We start from the raw sequence: 17,203 nt of genomic DNA, 5'->3' as shown, positions 1-17,203 counted from the left end.
TTGGGGGACGCGGGGGGCCGGCACCCCGCTTTGGTCGGCCAAGGCAAAGCCGAGGCCAAAACAAGGCCCGAGCATTGACGCCGCATCCGCCCTCTGGCATGGCAGCGGCGATGGAAGGACCCGAGACATGAACCTTTTCGCCGATATCCGCGCGCTCGTCATCGACAGCCTCACGGCCATGGTCGCCGCGGGCGAACTGCCCGACGGGCTCGACATGGCCAATGTCGCGGTGGAGCCGCCGCGCGATGCCGCGCATGGCGATATGGCGACGAATGCTGCGATGGTGCTTGCAAAGCCGGCCGGACTGCAGCCGCGCGCGATTGCTGAAAAGCTTGCCGCCCGGCTTGGCGCGGATGACCGGATCGCAATGGCAGAGGTGGCCGGGCCGGGTTTTCTCAACCTGCGTCTCGATCCCGCCGTCTGGCAGGGCGTGGTCAAGGCTGCGCTTGCGGAGGGCCGGGATTTCGGCCGGTCCGACATGGGCAAGGGCGTGAAGGTCAATGTCGAGTTCGTCTCGGCCAACCCCACCGGCCCGATGCATGTCGGCCATACGCGTGGCGCCGTCTTCGGTGACGCGCTGGCCGCTCTTCTTGATTTTGCGGGTTATGGCGTCACGCGCGAATACTACATCAACGACGCGGGCGCACAGGTCGACGTGCTGGCGCGGTCCGCCTATGAGCGCTACCGCGAGGCCAACGGGCTTTCCCCCGAGATTGCCGAAGGGCTTTATCCCGGGGATTACCTGATCCCGGTTGGCGAGGCGCTGAAGGCAAATTACGGCGATAGCCTGCTCGACAAGCCGGAAGCCGACTGGCTGGCCGACGTTCGCGAATTCGCGACCGATGCGATGCTGAAGATGATCCGTGAGGATTTGGCACTTCTCGGCGTCACGATGGATGTCTTCTCCTCGGAAAAAGCGATCACCGCCTCGGGCCGGATCGAGGAGGCGATCGAGGCCTTGCGTGGCATGGGCCTGATCTATGAAGGTACGCTGGAACCCCCGAAAGGCAAGCTGCCCGAGGATTGGGAGGAACGTGAACAGACGCTCTTCCGCTCCACCGCTCATGGCGACGATGTGGACCGGCCGGTAAAGAAGTCGGACGGGTCGTGGACGTATTTCGCCCCTGACATCGCCTATCACTGGGACAAGGTGCATCGGGGCTTCGACCAGCTTATCAACGTGTTCGGCGCCGATCATGGTGGCTACGTGAAGCGGTTGAAGGCTGTCGTCTCCGCGCTCTCGAACGGGCGGGTGCCTTTGGACATCAAGCTCACCCAGCTTGTGAAGCTCTACAAGAACGGCGAGCCCTTCAAGATGTCGAAGCGGGCGGGGACCTTTGTTACGCTCCGCGATGTCGTTGAACGGGCGGGTGCCGATGTAACCCGCTTCGTCATGCTCACCCGCAAGAACGATGCGCCCCTCGATTTCGATTTTGACAAGGTACTGGAGCAGTCGAAGGACAACCCGGTTTTCTACGTGCAATACGCCCATGCGCGTGTCTGTTCGGTGATCCGAAAGGCAGGCGAGGCCGGAATTGCCGCCGATGACGCGACCCTTGGCGCTGCGGACCTCTCTCAGATCTCGCATGAGGCCGAGATCGGGCTCGCGAAAAAGATCGCCGAATGGCCACGTCTGGTGGAGATCGCCGCACGCGGGCATGAGCCGCACCGGGTCGCCTTCTACCTCTACGAACTTGCCTCCGACCTCCATGCGCTCTGGAACCGGGGCAATGAGGATACCTCTCTGCGCTTCGTGCAGGAGGATGCGGGCGTTTCTCAGGCCAAAATCGCGCTCGCACGGTCCGCAGGCGTTGTTATTTCCGCCGGTCTTGGTATCCTTGGTGTGACCCCTGCGGAAGAAATGCGCTGAGAACAGGCGCCTCCGCCGGAACAAAGCAGGCAAGAGCCGGACCCCGAGAGGTCCGGGACGAGCGAGGCAGAGCATGGCGGATTGGGATTTCGACGAATTCGAAGCCTATGACCGGCACCCACCGGTCAGGGGTGCGGGACGTGGCGTCCGGGCGCAGAAACTTGTCAATACGGCGGGGGCGATCACTTCGGCCGCGCTAATTGTCGGGTTGGGCGTCTGGGCTTACAAACTCGCCGTACGCGACGTGCGCGGTATTCCGGTCATCCAGGCCCTCGAAGGACCCGCGCGGATCGCACCCGATAATCCCGGGGGCGAACTGGCACTTCATCAGGGCATGGCGGTGAATGAGATCGCCGCGGACGGTACGGCGGGCGATGCAGCCGACCGGCTGACACTTGCGCCGCGCTCGGACGAGTTGGATGCGGCCGACCAGCCGATGGGTGCGCTTGCGTCCACCGAGGGTACTGCCGCAGCACTCTCGCAGGAGCCCGGCACTGTCCTTCCCGCCCCGGACTTCACGGCGCAGCAACTAACTGCGCCCCTGCCGGACGGACCGGTCGAACCGGTTGCCGGCCTTCCCGGAACTGACGAGACGCAGACCGCCTTCGTTGCTCCGGATGTCATTCCCGCCAGCATTCCCGGTGTATCTACATCGCTGAGACCCCTGCCGCGCCCTGCCTCGTTCGGCGGTGAACGCGACGTGATGGCCGAAGCCGCCGCTGCGGCGGTCGCCGCTGCCTTCGCCCAGCCGGTGACCGAGGACGTCACCGCCGCGGCGCTTGCCGAAGGAACGCAGCTTGCCCATATCGGCTCTTATCCCGATGAGGCCACCGCCCGGCTGGAATGGGATAAGGCGGCAACCCGGTTCGGGGCCCTGATGGACGGCAAGCGCCGTGTCATCGAACAAACAGAAAGCGGCGGCGAAGTCTTTTATAGGCTGCGCGCTGAAGGTTTTACCGATGTCGAGGATGCACGCCGGTTCTGCGCCGCCCTCAAGGCCGAAAACGCCGAATGCGTGCCCACAGCGGTGCGCTGATGACTTCAGGGGCTTCGGCCACGATCCTCGGCCCCTCCGGTCCCGTACTGAATGCCGACGAGGCGGCTTTCTATCGTGACGCAGACCCGTGGGGGTTCATCCTCTTCGCCCGCAATGTCGAGACGCCCGATCAGCTTCGCCGTCTGACCGGTGACTTGCGTACCGCAGTCGGCCGGGATGCGCCGGTGCTTGTCGATCAGGAGGGCGGGAGGGTCCAGCGCCTGCGCGCGCCACACTGGCGTGAGTATCTGCCGCCGCTCGACCAGATGGCGCACACTGCGCCCGGCGATCATGCCCGCGCGGTCTGGCTGCGCTATCGGCTGATCGCGGCAGAGCTTCGCGATGTGGGTATCGACGCCAACTGCGCCCCAACCGCCGATATTGCCGGGGCCGACACCCATCCCTTTCTGCGCAACCGCTGCTTCGGGTCCGACCCAGCAACGGTGACCCTGGCGGCACGGGCTACAGCCGACGGCCTTCTGGCGGGTGGTGTCCTGCCGGTCGTGAAGCATCTGCCCGGTCATGGACGCGCGGTGGTTGACAGCCACCTGCACCTGCCGCGCGTGACCGCGCCACTCGACGAGCTCGACGCGACCGACTTCGCGCCGTTCTCGGCCCTTACCGACCTGCCGATGGCGATGACTGCCCATATCGTCTTCGACGCGGTCAATCCCGATCGGCCCGCCACGGCCTCTCCGGCCGCCGTGCGGCTGATCCGCGAACGGATCGGCTTTGACGGTCTGCTGATGACAGATGATCTGTCAATGGAGGCGCTGTCTGGCACACTTCCCGACCGCGCCGCCGCCGGGATCGCGGCCGGCTGCGATATTGCGCTTTACTGCAAGGGTATCAGGGAAGAGGCCGAGGCGGTTGTCGGGGCCGCAGGACGCATGAGCGATGCGGCATCCCGGCGCGCCGAGGCAGCACTTGCCGCCCGGATCACGCCCGACGCCATTGACACCGCCCTTCTGGAGGCCGAATTTGAGGCGCTTCTGAAGGGACAGGCGGATGGCTGAGGGCCAGGAATTCGAGGAAGATACGACAAGCGTCACCGAGCGGCTGGCCGCCGAGGCGCTGATCGTCGATGTCGAGGGGTTCGAGGGGCCGCTCGACCTTCTTCTGATGCTCTCGCGGACACAGAAGGTCGACCTGCGCAAGATCTCGGTCCTGAAGCTTGCCGAGCAATATCTGGGCTTTGTCGAAAAGGCCAAGGCGCTCCGGATCGAACTCGCGGCCGATTACCTGGTCATGGCCGCTTGGCTCGCCTTTCTGAAATCGCGGCTGTTGCTGCCGCCGGACCCGTCGGATGAAGGCCCGTCGGGCGAGGAACTGGCGGCGCATCTGGCCTTCCAGCTTGAGCGGCTTCAGGCCATGCGCGAAGCGGCGGCGCGGCTGATGGGGCGCGATCAGAAGGGGCGCGATTTCTTCGTGCGCGGCATCCCCGAGGATGTGACACGCGTGCGCAAGATCACCTATACCGCGACGCTCCTCGACCTGATGCAGGCTTATGCCCGCACCCGAACCCATGATGAATTCCGCCCCTACGCCTTTGACCGCGACCATGTCTTTACCATGGAACAGGCGCTGGAACGGATGCGCGGCCTTATCGGCTTTGCCGGCGACTGGACCGATATTTCGGTCTATCTGCCAGAGGGTTGGACAGCCGACCCGTCAAGGCGACGCTCCGCCACTGCCTCGACCTTCGCTGCCTCGCTGGAACTTGCCAAACAGGGGCATATCGAGTTGAAACAGGCCGATACATTCGCCCCGATTGCCATAAGACGGAAGCCCACGTGACCGAGACCAGCGCCCCGGAAAAGAGCCTCTTCGAAGCGCCGCCCATGGCCGAGCAGGAGCGGATGGTCGAGGCGATCCTCTTTGCTTCGGCCGACCCGGTGACGGTGGCAGAACTGGAGGCGCGGATGCCGCATGGCGCCGATCCGGCTGAAGCATTGGTGCATCTGAGAAAGCGGTATGAGGGCAGGGGTGTGCGGGTCGTGAAGGTCGGGGATGCCTGGGCGATGCGCACCGCGCCCGATCTTGGTTTCCTGATGCAGAAGGAAACGACCGAGACCCGGAAACTCAGCCGTGCTGCCATCGAGACGCTGGCGATCATCGCCTATCATCAGCCCTGTACACGGGCAGAGATCGAAGAGATCAGGGGCGTTGCGGTCAGCCGGGGCACGGTCGATCAGCTTCTGGAAATGGAATGGATCCGCTTCGGCCGCCGCCGGATGACTCCAGGACGCCCCGTGACCTACGTTGTGACGCAGGAATTTCTCGATCATTTCGGGCTCGAATCCGCACGCGACCTGCCGGGGCTGAAGGAACTCCGTGCCGCCGGTCTGCTCGATAACCGGCCCTTGCCGGGGGCGGCGAACCTCTCTGAGGAAGATGCGGAGGCCGAGGATCAGGTCGGTCAGAGCGAACTTTTCGAGGATTGAGGTAACAGGATGGATGCCCAACGGCTGATCAATACGATCGTCAACATCGTTACCCGGCGGCTGATCAATCTAGGAATCAACAAGGGCATCGATACGGTCGCGCGCAAGGGTAAGCCGAAGAACAAGATGACCGCCGAGGACAGGAAGCAGGCGCAGGACGCCCGCGCTTTGGCAAAACGTGCCCGGCAGGCGGCGAAGATCACCCGAAGGCTGGGGCGTTGATCTGAACGGCTGCGAAGGGCGGAAAAATCTTTGAAGACTATTCCCAAGAAAGTTGAATTTTTTTGGGTGTTTACCGGAAAAGACGTGTCAGCGGCTGCGGAAGTGCTTTGACAGTTTCAGCCCCTGACCCTGATAGTTGGAGGCGATCCCCGCGCCATAGACCCGTTCCGGGACGCTCGCCATGCGCTCATAAACCAGCCGCCCAACGACCTGACCGTGCTCCAGCACGAAGGGCGCCTCGTGACAGCGGACTTCCAGCACACCGCGTGACCCCGCGCCGCCTGCCTCGGCCCAGCCGAATCCGGGATCGAAGAAACCCGCGTAGTGCACGCGGAACTCGCCCACCATCGCCAGATAGGGCGCCATTTCAGCCGCGCAGTCTGGCGGGATCGCGATCGCCTCGCGGCTGACGAGAATGTAGAAGGCGCCGGGGTCGAGGATGATCCAGCCGGTATCGGTTCGGACCTCTTCCCAGAACTCAGCCGGATCGTAATGGCCGAGTTTTGAAAGGTCGATGACGCCGGTATGGGGTTTGGCACGGTAGCCGACGAGATTGCCTGTCTCAGGCTTCAGGTCCACCGAGAAGCCGAGACCACCGGAAATCACGGCCTGCCCCGAGACGATCGGCGTTTTCGCATGGATCGCCCTGAGTGCATCGTCGTCGATCAGCGTATGGCCGCACCGGAAGATGATCTGGTTCAGCATCTGCCCGGCCGTGGCGATGACGGAAAAGCTTTGCGGGCAGATTTCGACATAAAGGCGGCCTTGATAGCCCGCCTGCACCCGGTCGAATTCGGTCCCGTGATCGGTGATGATCCGTGTCAGCAGGTCGAGCCTGCCGATGGAGGATTTCGCGCTGGCAGCACCAGTCATACCCTCCGGCAGTACAAGGCTTTCCATCAGGGGCACGACATAGACGCAGCCCTTTTCAAGCACAGCCCCGGGGCGCAGGTCGATCCGGTGCATCTCAAACTCTGTCAGCCGGTCTTCAACCGTTCGCCCCTTACCCGCAAGGAAAGAGGCGCGGACCCGGTAGGCGGTTGTACCAAGTCTAAGATCAAGGCTCGCAGGCTGGATCTGGGCGTCAAGAACAGGCGCGTCGGCCACGATCTGACCGGCCTCCACCATGGCGCGGATGGCGCTGTCGGCGAGCACTCCGGTTCCCGTCATCTGGCCCCTCCCGATATGCGAACGCCCACCCCGGTAAGGGGGTGGGCGTTTCGGTGATGGTCGGGCCGGCGAGATTCGAACTCGCGACCTTCCGCCCCCCAGACGGACGCGCTAACCAGGCTGCGCCACGGCCCGACGGGGCGGTGTATAGGATGATTGCGGGGGCGGGGGCAAGCGACAAAACGCAAGGCCGGGGAACGGGATGCAGCGGGCACGGTCAGGTTCAGCCGCGTGACGCGGGTAGGTTGCGCTGAAGGCGATCTTTGAGGTTGACGAGCCGGAAGTAGACCGATGTGAGTTCGGATTTCTTTTCCTCAGCCCTAAGCGCATCCATTGCCCTCAGCATTGCGGCCGCGGGCTGCGCATCGCGCGGCGCGGAAGCCCGCTTGACGGGACGTTCGTCGTGTTTCTGAGGTTGGGTCCCGAGCGGCAGCACATTGTCACCGTCGCCAAGGGGCAGCGTCGGCGCATCGACATGCATCGGCGCCTCTGGCGTATCGTCGGGATCGGGCAGAAGCCGGTCGCCCGGTGCCGCTGCATCAGGCGACGCGGTTTCCGGCCAGACCTTATGCGCGCTGGCGGCCGCAGGCTGGTCCTTCGCCTCCGCCGCGCCCGTCAGATCGACAGCCGAGAAGGCAGCGACATGGCGGACGCCCTGTTCTTTGAGGATCTTCTGCACACCCCGGATCGTCAGGCCATCTTCGTGCAGGAGTTTCTTGATCCCGCCCAGAAGCGCTAGGTCGTTTGGTCGGTAATAACGCCGCCCGCCCGCGCGCTTTACGGGCCGAACCTGCGAGAATCGGCTTTCCCAGAAGCGCAGCACATGGGCTGGCGTGTCGAGAAGCTCGGAGACTTCGCTGATGGTGCGGAAGGCCTCAGCCGATTTCTCCATCTCGGACTGCCTCAGCCCTTGTTGCCGTCGGCGACGCGATCTTTCATCAGATGCGAGGGCCGGAAGGTCAGGACCCGACGCGGGTGAATCGGCACCTCGTCACCGGTCTTGGGATTGCGGCCGACACGGGCCGCCTTGTCGCGCACCGAGAAGGTGCCGAAGGACGAGATCTTGACCGTCTCACCGTTCACCAGCGCGTCGGACATGTGCTGCAGCACACCTTCGACCAACTGTGCGGATTCATTGCGGGAAAGGCCCACTTCGCGGAACACCGCCTCGCTCAGGTCCATACGCGTCAATGTCTTGTCGCTCATCTCGTCCCCCTGAATGTTTGGGCGAGGATGAGGGGTTTAAAAACCCAAGTCAATATCAATGGCTTGGGAAGGGGTTTTCAAGCGGAGATTTACCAGCGCAGGACGACTGAACCCCAGCTCAAACCACCGCCGATGGCCTCGGTGACGATCAGATCGCCTTCCTTGATCTGGCCACGCTCTTTCCCGACCGACAAAGCGAGGGGAATCGATGCGGCCGAAGTGTTGCCATGATCCTGTACGGTGACGACCACACGCTCCATCGGCACCTGCATGCGCTGTGCAGTCGCTGTGATGATGCGCAGGTTGGCCTGATGCGGAACGATCCAGTCGACATCGGCGCCGGAAAGCCCCGCCTTGTCGAGCGCGGTGTGAGCAGTTTCTGCAAGTTTTTCAACGGCATGGCGGAACACCTGATTGCCCTGCATGCGCAGATGCCCGGCTGTGCCGGTGGTGGAGACACCACCGTCGACATAGAGCAGGTCCTTGTAGCTGCCATCGCTGTGCAGGTCTGTCGCGAGGATGCCGCGGTCGTCTGAGGTGCCGCCGCCGGTCGACGCTTCCAGCAGAACCGCCCCCGCACCATCGCCGAAAAGAACGCAGGTGCCGCGATCTTCGAAGTCGAGGATGCGGCTGAATGTTTCGGCCCCGATGACAAGCACCCGCTTCGCCTGACCCGCAAGGATCAGCGCATTGGCGTTCGACAGCGCATAGACGAATCCGGCGCAGACCGCCTGCACGTCGAAAGCGAAGCCCTGCTTCATACCGAGTTTGGCCTGAACCATGGTCGCGGCTGAGGGAAAGGTCAGATCGGCGGTCGAGGTGGCGACGACCACAGCGTCGACATCTTCAGCCGTCATTCCTGCATCGGCCAGCGCAGCCTGGGCCGCCTTCGCGCCAAGATCGGATGTCGTTTCACCTTCCGCCGCAAAGTGACGGCGCTCGATGCCGGTGCGGCTGCGAATCCATTCGTCGGTCGTGTCGACGCGGTCCTCGAACCATGTATTCGGGACTACACGTTCGGGGAGATAGTGCCCCACCCCCCGCACAACCGCACGAATTGTCATTCGGAATTTCCGCCCTGTTCACCCTTCGCGGCGGCATCCTGCCCCGCCTGCGCGGCAGAGGCAACCCGCGCGGCGAGTCTTTCCTGATAGCCCGACTTTGCCAGCCGGAATGCAAGTTTCAGTGCTGCCGACACACCCGTCGCATCCGCCGATCCGTGCGATTTGACCACCGTGCCGTTCAGCCCGAGGAATACTCCGCCATTGACCCGGCGGGGATCAATGCGTTGACGAAGCTGCTTCAGCGATCCCATGGCCAGTAGCGCGCCGAGGCGCGACATGAGACCAGCATTCAACGCTTCTTTCAGGAAGTCACCGACCAGCTTTGCAGTGCCTTCCCCGGTTTTCAGCGCGATATTGCCGGTGAATCCGTCGGTGACAATCACATCGACCTTGGTGGAGGGTAGGTCGCTGCCCTCGACAAAACCGGCATAGTCGAAGCGGCCGGTTTCGGTTGAAGCCATCAGAAGGTCCTGCGCAGCCTTCAGCTCGGCCCCGCCCTTGTGGTCCTCGGTCCCCACGTTCAGAAGGCCCACCCGGGGCCGCTCGATCCCGAGCCCGTTCCGGGCATAAGAAGCGCCCATCAGGGCGTATTGAAGAAGGTCCTGCGCCTCGGCCTTGATGTCGGCGCCGACATCCAACATCACGTTGAACCCGCCCGCATTGCGCGAGGGCCAGAGGCAGGCGATGGCGGGACGATTGACACCGGGGAGTTTCCGGAGCCGGATAACCGAAAGGGCCATCAGGGCGCCGGTATTGCCACAGCTGACGGCGACGGTTGCCTCGTGGTTCCGCACACTTTCGATGGCGGACCACATCGAGGTGTCCTGCCCGTTGCGCATGACCTGACCGGGCTTGTCCTCCATCGTCACGATACCGTCAGCGTGACGTATGGTGCAGCGACCGCTCAGCGACGGGCGCGCCGATACGAGACTCTGCAACAGGGTCTCGGGGCCATGAAGGATGAACTCAATCTCGGGATTCTTGTCGGCAGCGTCAGCCATGCCGCCAACAACGGCAGCAGGCCCTTGATCGCCGCCCATGGCGTCGACCGAAATAACGATACGGCCCGAAGTCCCGGATTTCGGGGCTTCGGGCGCGGGATCGTTTTCTGACGTCATGCCGGGGACCGGTCAGACAGCCGGCTTACGCCGCGTCTTCGTCCAGGTCGATCTCGGCGGTCTGCGCGACAACTTCGCGATCAGCGTAGTGACCGCAGGCGCCACAGACGTGATGCGGGCGCTTCAGTTCGCCACAGTTCGGGCATTCGTTCGGGTTTGCGGCGACCAGAGCATCGTGGGCGCGGCGCATGTTGCGGCGGGACCGTGTGGTCCGGTTCTGAGGGACAGCCATGTCTCAACCTCGGGTTAGTTGGGGCAAGGCCCCGGTTTTCCTGGGGTTTCGACACGTGGCAGCCTTATTGCGACCGGTGCGAACCCAACGTTCAAGCGAGGCCGGGAACATACTGCGATTCCGCGCGGGCGCAAGTCTTTTCTGGCGCTTTTCCGGCGGCGTCGTTTTCCCGGCCACTCATGCAGTGTCATCGCCTTTTTTAAGCAAGTCCGCAAGGCCGGCAAAGGGCTTCAGCGCTTCGTCAGACAGCGGTTCGGCGCCGGGTTCGGCGAAACGGGCCGTGCCCAGTTCAGCGCCGTCGGCTCGCGGATAAAGTGGCAGCGAGAGCGCCAGCGCCTCAATCAGAACTGCGCCGGGGTCGATCACATCGGTAAGGGCCTCAACGCTGTCGTCCTCCGGCATTTCGACTTCCTCGCCCTCAGGCTCGGGCATGTCGGCCAGGTAGTGCCGGGTCACGTCTTCTTCGATCCGGTTCGTCACAGGGGCAAGCGTAACAACACAGGCCTGCGTCACCGTCGCCCCAAGCGTCGCCTCCAGCAACCAGTCGCGCCCGCCCTGCGGCCGGATCTCTCCGGCAAAGCGCAGCTTGTCCAGCGCCAGAAGGCCCAAAGACGCTGCGATCTGGTTGCAGGTGGTCGCGTCCGGCTTCAGGTCAAAGCGTGTCGGCTTGCGCGTCGCCAGGTCAGCGACGCGGAGCGGATGCGAGTAGGGGATTGTGTCAGCGGTCATCTTGCGATCCTCTGCGCGGGCAGGGGCGAGGCCCTTGGGGGCGGCTTCGTCCTTGAAGGACGGCCCCGGCATGTTGTAAGCCGGATAAAAGGCTTGGGGCGGTAAGGCAAGAGGGCGGTATGGGTAGGCTCGGTTCCGGGATGAAGCGCGGTGCGGCGATGCTTATGCTCGTCGTCTTAGCGGCATGTTCGGCGCAATACCGCAACCACGGTTATGTCCCGCGTGATGAAGATCTCGAAAAAGTCGTGGTCGGCGAATCGACGCAAGAGACGGTGGCCCGTGCCGTGGGCCGTCCATCGTCAACCGGACTTCTGACCGGCGGTGCATGGTATTACGTCGGCAGCCGGTTCCGGCATTACGGTGGCAAGGCTCCGCAGGAAGTGGACCGTCAGGTCGTCGCGATCACCTTCGATGAAGGCGGCACGGTCGAGAATGTCGAACGTTTCGGGCTGGAGGACGGACAGGCCGTGGTCTTGTCTCGTCGCGTGACGGACAGCAATATCAAGGGCCTGAGCTTCCTGCGTCAGCTTCTTGGGAATATCGGCAATATCAGCGCCGGTCAGGTTCTCGGTGACAATAGCTGACGCCGGTTAAAGACCAGTAGCGGTCAGGTCAGGCGTCAGAGGCGTGAGCCGGTCTGAGGCGCTCCCCCAATTATTGGCATGGTCCATGCTTATCTTTTGGCTGCGATCGTTGCGATGTCACTAATTGCGACGCTATGGGAGAGAAACTGCTCCACGCGAAGACCCTGAAGCTGCTCAAACGTGTCATCTAGGTCTTCCTTTAGCTTTTGCCTTAAAACGCTGTGCAAGGTGGCGGGATTTTTGAAAGGCGAGCCGAGCGAAACAATATCTCTCCAATTGCTCTAGGTGCGCCATCAACGCGGACAGTCTTTCCCCTTAGATTGTGACGTTGAAGTGGTTCTGCTACGTAAAGCGGGTAAGAGGCCGTTCTGCCTCGTTAGGATCCTTTCAGCCAGATGCCCTTTGATCTTTCTGTCATTATACCGGTCGTCAACGATTTATCCGATTTGATCGGCTGCCTTGATGCGCTGAAGGCGAACAAAGACGCGAAGCTTGAAATAATCGTTATCGACCGGACTGGGGAAAGGCTGCGCTGGACCGTCGAGCGAGACTACCCCGAGGTGGTACTGATCCGGGTGCCGCCAGTGGCTACGATCCCCGAGATGCGAGCGCTGGCGATCGGTCGCGCGACGGCACCGGCAGTCGCGATAATCGAGGATCATGTGATCGTGCCCGACGACTGGGCGCGGCGTATGCTTGACGCGCTGGCAGAAGGTCATGATGTAGTCGGCGGCGCGGTCAAGAATGCTGCGACCGAGACACTGATGGATTGGGCCGCGTTCCTTTGTGAATACTCCTCGGTTCTGCCCCCCTTGCCTGCAGGCCCATCGACATGGCTCCCCGGAAATAACGTGATCTACCGGCGCGAGGTGCTGATGCGCTTTTCAACCGTGCTCGCCGAGCACAAATGGGAAAACCGGCTGCACGATGCAATGCGGGCCAAGGGCATAGAATTGATTATGCGGCCCGACATCGTGGTTGGGCACAAGATGCACTACACATTCAGTCTCTATCTTTCTCAGCGTTTCCTGTATTCACGCAGCTATGCTGGTGCACGGGTCGCGGATGCGCCTCTGGCGCAGAGAATTAAGATGGGTATCCTCGGTTTCGCGCTGCCGCCGGTGATCTTCATCAGGACTATGAAGCGGATCCGCGCCAAGAACTATCATGTTGATAAGCTAATGAAATCACTGCCACATCAGGTAGCGTTTTCAATTGCTTGGGGTGCGGGCGAAATCGTCGGTTACTTCTTCGGGCCGGGCAATTCACTATCGAAGGTACGATGATGATCGGAAAGAAAATTCATCGCGCGCGTGAAGCTCTTTTCCTGATCACTCGTGCCGCTGCCGACGGTGCGAGCCGGCGCGCCCTTTTCGAAATCTACCTAGCTCTGTCCAAGCCCGAACGCTACAGCGATAAGGTTTCGCTGCGCCTGCGCATCTCAGGCCAGGTATTTCCGGTCACAATCCGGGTGCAGGATATTTTCGTTCTGGGCGAAATACTGTTTGAGCGACAGTACCACGTGCGCTCGAAGGTCACCGCCTCACCATTCATTGTTGATGCCGGTGCTAATGTCGGCATTGCTGCGCTTTGGTTGCTAGGGCGGTATCCGGGCTTTTCTCTTCATGCTTTCGAACCGGAGCGGGAGAACTTTGACCTTCTCGAGAAAAACCTTGCCTGCATACCGGGGACGCTGGCCTTCAAGAGCGCTCTGGGCGCGGAAACCGGGTCGATCGACCTGAAGATCGCCGAATTCGGGGCGATGCATTCACTTAAAGAAGGCTTTAATGACGGTGCCATGACCGAGCGTGTTCCGCTGATCACACTGGCTGATCACCTTGAGGCGCACGGAATCGACCGCATCGACCTCCTAAAACTCGATGTTGAGGGGGCCGAAATGGAGGTGCTTTCGGGGCTCGGTGAACGGATCAAAGACGTCGCTGTCATCATTGGCGAAATGCACGAATCCGTCATCAATGAAAGCACCTTTTACGGGTTCTTGAAGGAAGCTGGTTTCGAGATCGTCTGGCGAGGCAATTTCAGCGAAAGTGAAACCGAGCGCGTTCATGGCTTCGAGGCTGTTCAAAAAGCGTGACGGAGCAACGCTAGTTCTTGGCTGACATTCTCACCGCACGTCCACCCCTGCGCTGGCGCAGGCGCGGTGCGCGGGAGGGCAGGTCCGCCATGATCGCCCGGCGTTCCTCGGGGCTCATCCTGCCCCAGCCGGCAATCTCGTCGATCGAACGCAGGCAGCCGACGCAGAGCCGTTCGGCCGGATGGATCGTACAGATCTTGATGCAGGGGCTGTCCACTTCCTGCCGCTTCCAGACCTCGTCGCTCATGCCTGCCGCCTCATATGCCCGATCCGGTCGAGCGCCCCTTGCAGGATATACCCCGCCGCGACATGGTCGATCACCTCGGAGCGACGCTTGCGTGTCGTATCCGCCTCCAAAAGCGCGCGTTCGGCGGCGACGGTCGACAGGCGTTCGTCCCAATAGGTGATCGGCAGATCGGTCAGACGCTCCAGATTGCGGGCGAAGGCGCGCGTCGACTGGCAGCGTGGACCTTCGGTCCCGTCCATGTTGCGAGGCAGGCCCAGCACCAGCCCGCCGATCTCGCGTTTGGCGCAAATCGCGAGCAACGCATTGGCATCGGCGGTGAATTTCGTCCGTTTGATTGTTTCAAGCGGCGTCGCCACTGACAACCGCCGGTCCGACACGGCGACGCCAATGGTCTTGGTGCCAAGGTCGAGTCCCGCCAAAGCCCGGTCGCGGGGCAGGGCACTGGCGAAATCCTCCATCGCCTCGCAGATCATTCGGCAAGCCCAGCCTGAACCGCGGCCGCGCGAACCTTCTCAAGCTCCTCTGGATGTTCGGCAAACACGCCTTGTGCATTGGTCCAGATGGCCTTGGCCCGCTCGACTTCGCCTAGCACGACAAGCGAGGAGATAAGCCGTGCCCACTCTTCTGCTGGACCGCCTTCGGTGGCCAGCCGGTCTGCCAGCCCATCGACCATGTTTCGGATCATCGCCTGCCGGTCCTCGGAGCTCATCTCGGACGCTGCCGCGATATCAGCCGCATCCGGTCCCTTAGCCGAGGGGGGCGTGTAATCGACCCCGGCCGCCCGCGCGACGAGGTCGATCTGTGAACGGATAGGCGCGATCCATGGCGCCTCTTCCGGCCCCTCTTCCAGCAAGGGTCGCCAGAAACGGAACGCGAGGTCCGGCCGGCCGGTCTGCGCCCACATGAGCCCGGTATAGAACCGCGCTGTGCCATTCTTCGGATCGCGCTCCAGCGCGGCCTTCAGCGCAGCTTCAGCTTCGGGCGAGACATATCCGGCGGTTGCCAGCACGTAGATATCGGCAAGCGTCGCGTAGTCGCTCGCCGTCGCCTCGGCCCCCAGTAGTTCGATTAGCTTGCGCTGTGCCTCGGCTGCCGCCGCGTAGTTGCCCAGCCCCGCCTCGTTCCGCGCCAGCAGACGCTGACCGGTCGGGTCGGCGGGATTGTCGGCGACGGCAATGCGCAGCTTGCCGATCAGCTCGGCATAGGCCGCATCAGGCTCCGGTGTGAGGGGCAGGGTGGTCTGCGACTCGGCCTCGGCTTGTGACGGCCTGTCCGACTTAAATGCCTCAGCCCGCGCGATGCGTTCAGAAATCGGCAGGTCGGGATAACCCGGCGCACCGAGCCGGAGATAAAGTCCGGCAGCTCCAGCGACAGCAGCACCAATCAGAATCGCCGGGAAAAGCAGGCTGCCACGCCCCGCCGTTTCCGCCGCTCCGCTTGCCCGGTCAGCTTCCAGAATGCGCCGGGAAATCTCGATCCGCGTCCGCTCGGCCTCGCTTTCGTCGATCACTCCACGTGCGGCATCCCGGTCGATCTCGGCCAGTTGATCGCGATAGACCTGCAAGTCAGCATTGCCCGCAGTCCCGCCCGCCCGGAAATAGGCGCGGATGAGCGTCGCCGACAGGATGGCGGCAAGGGCCAGCGAAATGATCCAGAAAAGCATCAAGCCTCCCGTGTTTGGCTTCATCTAAGCTCTTCGGCCCCCGTACGAAAGGGCAAAGACCCCAGCAAGGGCGGGGCGCGATGCCGCAGAGCGACCGGAATGTCGTATTTTGCTGAAATGCGACGCTTGGACGAGCGTTGCATTTGTTCCGCCGATCCATCAAGCCGCCCAAAGGTGTAACCACGCCGGAAAGGGGATTCGCATGGGGTTCAAACGCTATTCGGCTTTTGCCGTCGCACGTGAGGCGATGAACTATCATCTCGGCTGGGAACGCGCCTGGGGCTCGCCCGCCCCGAAGAAGAAATATGACGTGATCATCATCGGCGCCGGCGGCCATGGGCTCGCCTCGGCCTATTACCTCGGCAAGAATTACGGCATCACCAATGTCGCGATCATCGAGAAGGGCTGGCTCGGCGGCGGCAACACCGGCCGGAACACCACCATCATCCGCTCGAACTACCTGCAGGACCCCTCGGCCGCGATCTACGAAAAGGCGCGCTCGCTCTACGAGACGATGTCGCAGGACCTGAACTACAACGTCATGTTCTCGCCGCGCGGCCTTCTGATGCTGGGCCAGACCGAGCATGAGGTGCGCGGCTACAAGCGCACCGTCTATGCCAACAACCTGCAAGGTGTGGCGACCGAATGGATCTCGCCGCAGCGGGTCAAGGAACTGGTGCCGATCATCAATATCGAAGGCCCCCGCTACCCGATCCTCGGCGCTCTTTATCAGGCCCGCGGCGGCACCGCGCGGCACGATGCCGTGGCCTGGGGCTATGCCCGCGCCTGTTCGCAGATGGGCATGGACGTGATCCAGCAATGCGAAGTGACGGGCGTGCGGACCGAGGGTGGCAAGGTTGTCGGCATCGACACCACCAAGGGCGCCATCGACTGCGACAAGCTCGGCATGGTCGTCGCTGGCCATTCCTCGGTGCTGGCCGAAATGGCGGGCTTCCGCCTGCCGATTGAAAGCCTCGCGCTTCAGGCGCTGGTGTCAGAGCCGATCAAGCCCTGCATGGATGTCGTGGTGATGGCCAACACGGTCCACGGCTACATGTCGCAGTCCGACAAGGGCGAGATGGTGATCGGCGGCGGCACCGACGGGTTCAACAACTACACCCAGCGCGGCAGCTTCCATCATATCGAGGAAACCGTACGGGCGCTCGTTGAGACCTTCCCGATGATCAGCCGCCTGAAAAACCTGCGGCAATGGGGCGGGATCGTCGACATGACCGGCGACCGTTCACCGCTGATCTCGAAGACGCCCGTGGACGGCATCTTCGTCAACTGCGGCTGGGGCACGGGCGGCTTTAAGGCGATCCCGGGCTCGGGCTGGGCCATGGCGGAACTGATGGCGCGAGGCTCCTCGCCCTTGGCCGAGGAATTCTCCATGTACCGCTTCCGCGAAGGCAAGTTCATCGACGAAAGCGTCGCTGCCGGGGTGGCGCACTGATGTTCCTTCCATTTGGCACAAATATCCCGGGGGTCCGGGGGCAGAGCCCCCGGCCGGCTTCCGAAAGGAC

General features: G+C 62.7%; 20 protein-coding genes and 1 tRNA gene. 10 read left to right on the top strand and 11 right to left on the bottom strand.

Going from position 1 to position 17,203, the window contains the following annotated elements; all coding sequences use genetic code 11:
- Positions 1–127: 127 nt before the first annotated feature.
- The 6 genes from argS (at position 128) to OEZ71_RS11830 (ending at position 5,572) form a co-directional block, all read left to right on the top strand.
- Positions 128–1,870 (top strand): arginine--tRNA ligase, encoded by a 1,743-nt coding sequence (gene argS / locus OEZ71_RS11855; protein ID WP_263740205.1) that lies wholly within the window; start codon positions 128–130, stop codon positions 1,868–1,870.
- Between the two features lie 73 nt (positions 1,871–1,943).
- On the top strand, positions 1,944–2,906 hold the full coding sequence (locus OEZ71_RS11850) for an SPOR domain-containing protein (RefSeq protein ID WP_263740204.1): 963 nt from the start codon (positions 1,944–1,946) through the stop codon (positions 2,904–2,906).
- On the top strand, positions 2,882–3,922 hold the full coding sequence (locus OEZ71_RS11845) for a glycoside hydrolase family 3 N-terminal domain-containing protein (protein ID WP_263740203.1): 1,041 nt from the start codon (positions 2,882–2,884) through the stop codon (positions 3,920–3,922). The genes OEZ71_RS11850 and OEZ71_RS11845 overlap by 25 nt, the downstream gene beginning before the upstream one ends.
- A complete protein-coding gene (locus OEZ71_RS11840) occupies positions 3,915–4,703 on the top strand; it encodes a segregation and condensation protein A (protein WP_263740202.1) in 789 nt (262 codons plus the stop codon). The genes OEZ71_RS11845 and OEZ71_RS11840 overlap by 8 nt, the downstream gene beginning before the upstream one ends.
- Before the next feature lie 44 nt (positions 4,704–4,747).
- Positions 4,748–5,350 carry an SMC-Scp complex subunit ScpB gene (gene scpB / locus OEZ71_RS11835; RefSeq protein ID WP_263740853.1) on the top strand — a complete coding sequence of 201 codons (603 nt, stop codon included), beginning with the start codon at positions 4,748–4,750 and terminating at the stop codon, positions 5,348–5,350.
- 9 nt (positions 5,351–5,359) lie between these two features.
- The gene (locus OEZ71_RS11830) at positions 5,360–5,572 is read left to right on the top strand and encodes a hypothetical protein (RefSeq protein WP_263740201.1); all 213 of its coding nucleotides are present in this window, start codon (positions 5,360–5,362) and stop codon (positions 5,570–5,572) included.
- 87 nt (positions 5,573–5,659) lie between these two features.
- Here OEZ71_RS11830 and OEZ71_RS11825 read toward each other — a convergent pair whose 3' ends face one another.
- The 8 genes from OEZ71_RS11825 to OEZ71_RS11790 form a co-directional block, all read right to left on the bottom strand.
- Complete coding sequence (locus tag OEZ71_RS11825; RefSeq protein ID WP_263740200.1) at positions 5,660–6,742, bottom strand: 2'-deoxycytidine 5'-triphosphate deaminase; 1,083 nt, start codon at positions 6,740–6,742, stop codon at positions 5,660–5,662.
- 57 nt (positions 6,743–6,799) lie between these two features.
- Positions 6,800–6,877: transfer RNA gene (locus OEZ71_RS11820), tRNA-Pro, on the bottom strand.
- A gap of 88 nt (positions 6,878–6,965) precedes the next feature.
- Positions 6,966–7,634, bottom strand: a complete 669-nt coding sequence (locus OEZ71_RS11815; RefSeq protein ID WP_263740199.1) for a MerR family transcriptional regulator — start codon at positions 7,632–7,634, stop codon at positions 6,966–6,968.
- A gap of 11 nt (positions 7,635–7,645) precedes the next feature.
- Complete coding sequence (gene ihfA / locus OEZ71_RS11810) at positions 7,646–7,948, bottom strand: integration host factor subunit alpha (protein ID WP_263740198.1); 303 nt, start codon at positions 7,946–7,948, stop codon at positions 7,646–7,648.
- Between the two features lie 89 nt (positions 7,949–8,037).
- Positions 8,038–9,012 carry a beta-ketoacyl-ACP synthase III gene (locus OEZ71_RS11805; protein WP_263740197.1) on the bottom strand — a complete coding sequence of 325 codons (975 nt, stop codon included), beginning with the start codon at positions 9,010–9,012 and terminating at the stop codon, positions 8,038–8,040.
- Positions 9,009–10,130, bottom strand: coding sequence for a phosphate acyltransferase PlsX (gene plsX / locus OEZ71_RS11800; protein WP_263740196.1), 1,122 nt, complete (start codon positions 10,128–10,130; stop codon positions 9,009–9,011). The genes OEZ71_RS11805 and plsX overlap by 4 nt, the downstream gene beginning before the upstream one ends.
- Before the next feature lie 25 nt (positions 10,131–10,155).
- Complete coding sequence (gene rpmF / locus OEZ71_RS11795; protein WP_263740195.1) at positions 10,156–10,362, bottom strand: 50S ribosomal protein L32; 207 nt, start codon at positions 10,360–10,362, stop codon at positions 10,156–10,158.
- Positions 10,363–10,539: 177 nt separating this feature from the next.
- Entirely contained in the window at positions 10,540–11,091 is a 552-nt protein-coding gene (locus OEZ71_RS11790; protein ID WP_263740852.1) for a YceD family protein, read from the bottom strand.
- Positions 11,092–11,210: 119 nt separating this feature from the next.
- On the opposite strand from OEZ71_RS11790, the gene OEZ71_RS11785 reads away from it, so the two are divergent.
- The 3 genes from OEZ71_RS11785 (at position 11,211) to OEZ71_RS11775 (ending at position 13,770) form a co-directional block, all read left to right on the top strand.
- On the top strand, positions 11,211–11,675 hold the full coding sequence (locus tag OEZ71_RS11785; RefSeq protein WP_263740194.1) for an outer membrane protein assembly factor BamE: 465 nt from the start codon (positions 11,211–11,213) through the stop codon (positions 11,673–11,675).
- Between the two features lie 395 nt (positions 11,676–12,070).
- Positions 12,071–12,961, top strand: coding sequence for a glycosyltransferase family 2 protein (locus OEZ71_RS11780; RefSeq protein ID WP_263740193.1), 891 nt, complete (start codon positions 12,071–12,073; stop codon positions 12,959–12,961).
- Positions 12,961–13,770: an FkbM family methyltransferase gene (locus OEZ71_RS11775; RefSeq protein WP_263740192.1), complete on the top strand. Its 810-nt coding sequence runs from the start codon at positions 12,961–12,963 to the stop codon at positions 13,768–13,770. Before OEZ71_RS11780 ends, OEZ71_RS11775 begins: the two co-directional genes overlap by 1 nt.
- A 10-nt stretch (positions 13,771–13,780) precedes the next feature.
- Here the strand turns inward: OEZ71_RS11775 and OEZ71_RS11770 are convergent, their stop codons facing one another.
- Genes OEZ71_RS11770 through ccmI form a run of 3 tightly spaced genes read right to left on the bottom strand, consistent with a single transcriptional unit; the run spans position 13,781 to position 15,680 of the window.
- Positions 13,781–14,017: a DUF1289 domain-containing protein gene (locus tag OEZ71_RS11770; protein WP_263740191.1), complete on the bottom strand. Its 237-nt coding sequence runs from the start codon at positions 14,015–14,017 to the stop codon at positions 13,781–13,783.
- Positions 14,014–14,490: a Holliday junction resolvase RuvX gene (ruvX, locus tag OEZ71_RS11765; protein WP_263740190.1), complete on the bottom strand. Its 477-nt coding sequence runs from the start codon at positions 14,488–14,490 to the stop codon at positions 14,014–14,016. Before ruvX ends, OEZ71_RS11770 begins: the two co-directional genes overlap by 4 nt.
- Positions 14,487–15,680 carry a c-type cytochrome biogenesis protein CcmI gene (ccmI, locus tag OEZ71_RS11760; RefSeq protein WP_263740189.1) on the bottom strand — a complete coding sequence of 398 codons (1,194 nt, stop codon included), beginning with the start codon at positions 15,678–15,680 and terminating at the stop codon, positions 14,487–14,489. Before ccmI ends, ruvX begins: the two co-directional genes overlap by 4 nt.
- 202 nt (positions 15,681–15,882) lie before the next feature.
- Here ccmI and OEZ71_RS11755 point away from each other — a divergent pair, with 202 nt between their 5' ends.
- On the top strand, positions 15,883–17,133 hold the full coding sequence (locus tag OEZ71_RS11755; RefSeq protein WP_263740188.1) for a sarcosine oxidase subunit beta family protein: 1,251 nt from the start codon (positions 15,883–15,885) through the stop codon (positions 17,131–17,133).
- Positions 17,134–17,203 lie beyond the last annotated feature (70 nt).

Origin of the sequence: Albidovulum litorale (assembly GCF_025751495.1) — a bacterium.
Classification (GTDB): Bacteria; Pseudomonadota; Alphaproteobacteria; order Rhodobacterales; family Rhodobacteraceae; genus Albidovulum; species Albidovulum litorale.
Note: the sequence above shows the minus strand (reverse complement) of the source record. Positions and strands in the feature narration are given on the sequence as shown.

Bases quoted from the DNA above. Each gene is read 5' to 3' on its own strand.
- OEZ71_RS11805 (WP_263740197.1), bottom strand. From the start codon at position 9,012: ATGACAATTCGTGCGGTTGTGCGGGGGGTGGGGCACTATCTCCCCGAA.
- ccmI (WP_263740189.1), bottom strand. From the start codon at position 15,680: ATGCTTTTCTGGATCATTTCGCTGGCCCTTGCCGCCATCCTGTCGGCG.
- OEZ71_RS11755 (WP_263740188.1), top strand. From the start codon at position 15,883: ATGGGGTTCAAACGCTATTCGGCTTTTGCCGTCGCACGTGAGGCGATG.
- OEZ71_RS11830 (WP_263740201.1), top strand. From the start codon at position 5,360: ATGGATGCCCAACGGCTGATCAATACGATCGTCAACATCGTTACCCGG.
- OEZ71_RS11840 (WP_263740202.1), top strand. From the start codon at position 3,915: ATGGCTGAGGGCCAGGAATTCGAGGAAGATACGACAAGCGTCACCGAG.
- rpmF (WP_263740195.1), bottom strand. From the start codon at position 10,362: ATGGCTGTCCCTCAGAACCGGACCACACGGTCCCGCCGCAACATGCGC.
- ruvX (WP_263740190.1), bottom strand. From the start codon at position 14,490: ATGATCTGCGAGGCGATGGAGGATTTCGCCAGTGCCCTGCCCCGCGAC.
- OEZ71_RS11775 (WP_263740192.1), top strand. From the start codon at position 12,961: ATGATCGGAAAGAAAATTCATCGCGCGCGTGAAGCTCTTTTCCTGATC.
- OEZ71_RS11780 (WP_263740193.1), top strand. From the start codon at position 12,071: ATGCCCTTTGATCTTTCTGTCATTATACCGGTCGTCAACGATTTATCC.
- OEZ71_RS11785 (WP_263740194.1), top strand. From the start codon at position 11,211: ATGGGTAGGCTCGGTTCCGGGATGAAGCGCGGTGCGGCGATGCTTATG.
- OEZ71_RS11850 (WP_263740204.1), top strand. From the start codon at position 1,944: ATGGCGGATTGGGATTTCGACGAATTCGAAGCCTATGACCGGCACCCA.
- OEZ71_RS11790 (WP_263740852.1), bottom strand. From the start codon at position 11,091: ATGACCGCTGACACAATCCCCTACTCGCATCCGCTCCGCGTCGCTGAC.
- OEZ71_RS11825 (WP_263740200.1), bottom strand. From the start codon at position 6,742: ATGACGGGAACCGGAGTGCTCGCCGACAGCGCCATCCGCGCCATGGTG.
- scpB (WP_263740853.1), top strand. From the start codon at position 4,748: ATGGCCGAGCAGGAGCGGATGGTCGAGGCGATCCTCTTTGCTTCGGCC.
- argS (WP_263740205.1), top strand. From the start codon at position 128: ATGAACCTTTTCGCCGATATCCGCGCGCTCGTCATCGACAGCCTCACG.
- OEZ71_RS11770 (WP_263740191.1), bottom strand. From the start codon at position 14,017: ATGAGCGACGAGGTCTGGAAGCGGCAGGAAGTGGACAGCCCCTGCATC.
- plsX (WP_263740196.1), bottom strand. From the start codon at position 10,130: ATGACGTCAGAAAACGATCCCGCGCCCGAAGCCCCGAAATCCGGGACT.
- ihfA (WP_263740198.1), bottom strand. From the start codon at position 7,948: ATGAGCGACAAGACATTGACGCGTATGGACCTGAGCGAGGCGGTGTTC.
- OEZ71_RS11845 (WP_263740203.1), top strand. From the start codon at position 2,882: ATGCGTGCCCACAGCGGTGCGCTGATGACTTCAGGGGCTTCGGCCACG.
- OEZ71_RS11815 (WP_263740199.1), bottom strand. From the start codon at position 7,634: ATGGAGAAATCGGCTGAGGCCTTCCGCACCATCAGCGAAGTCTCCGAG.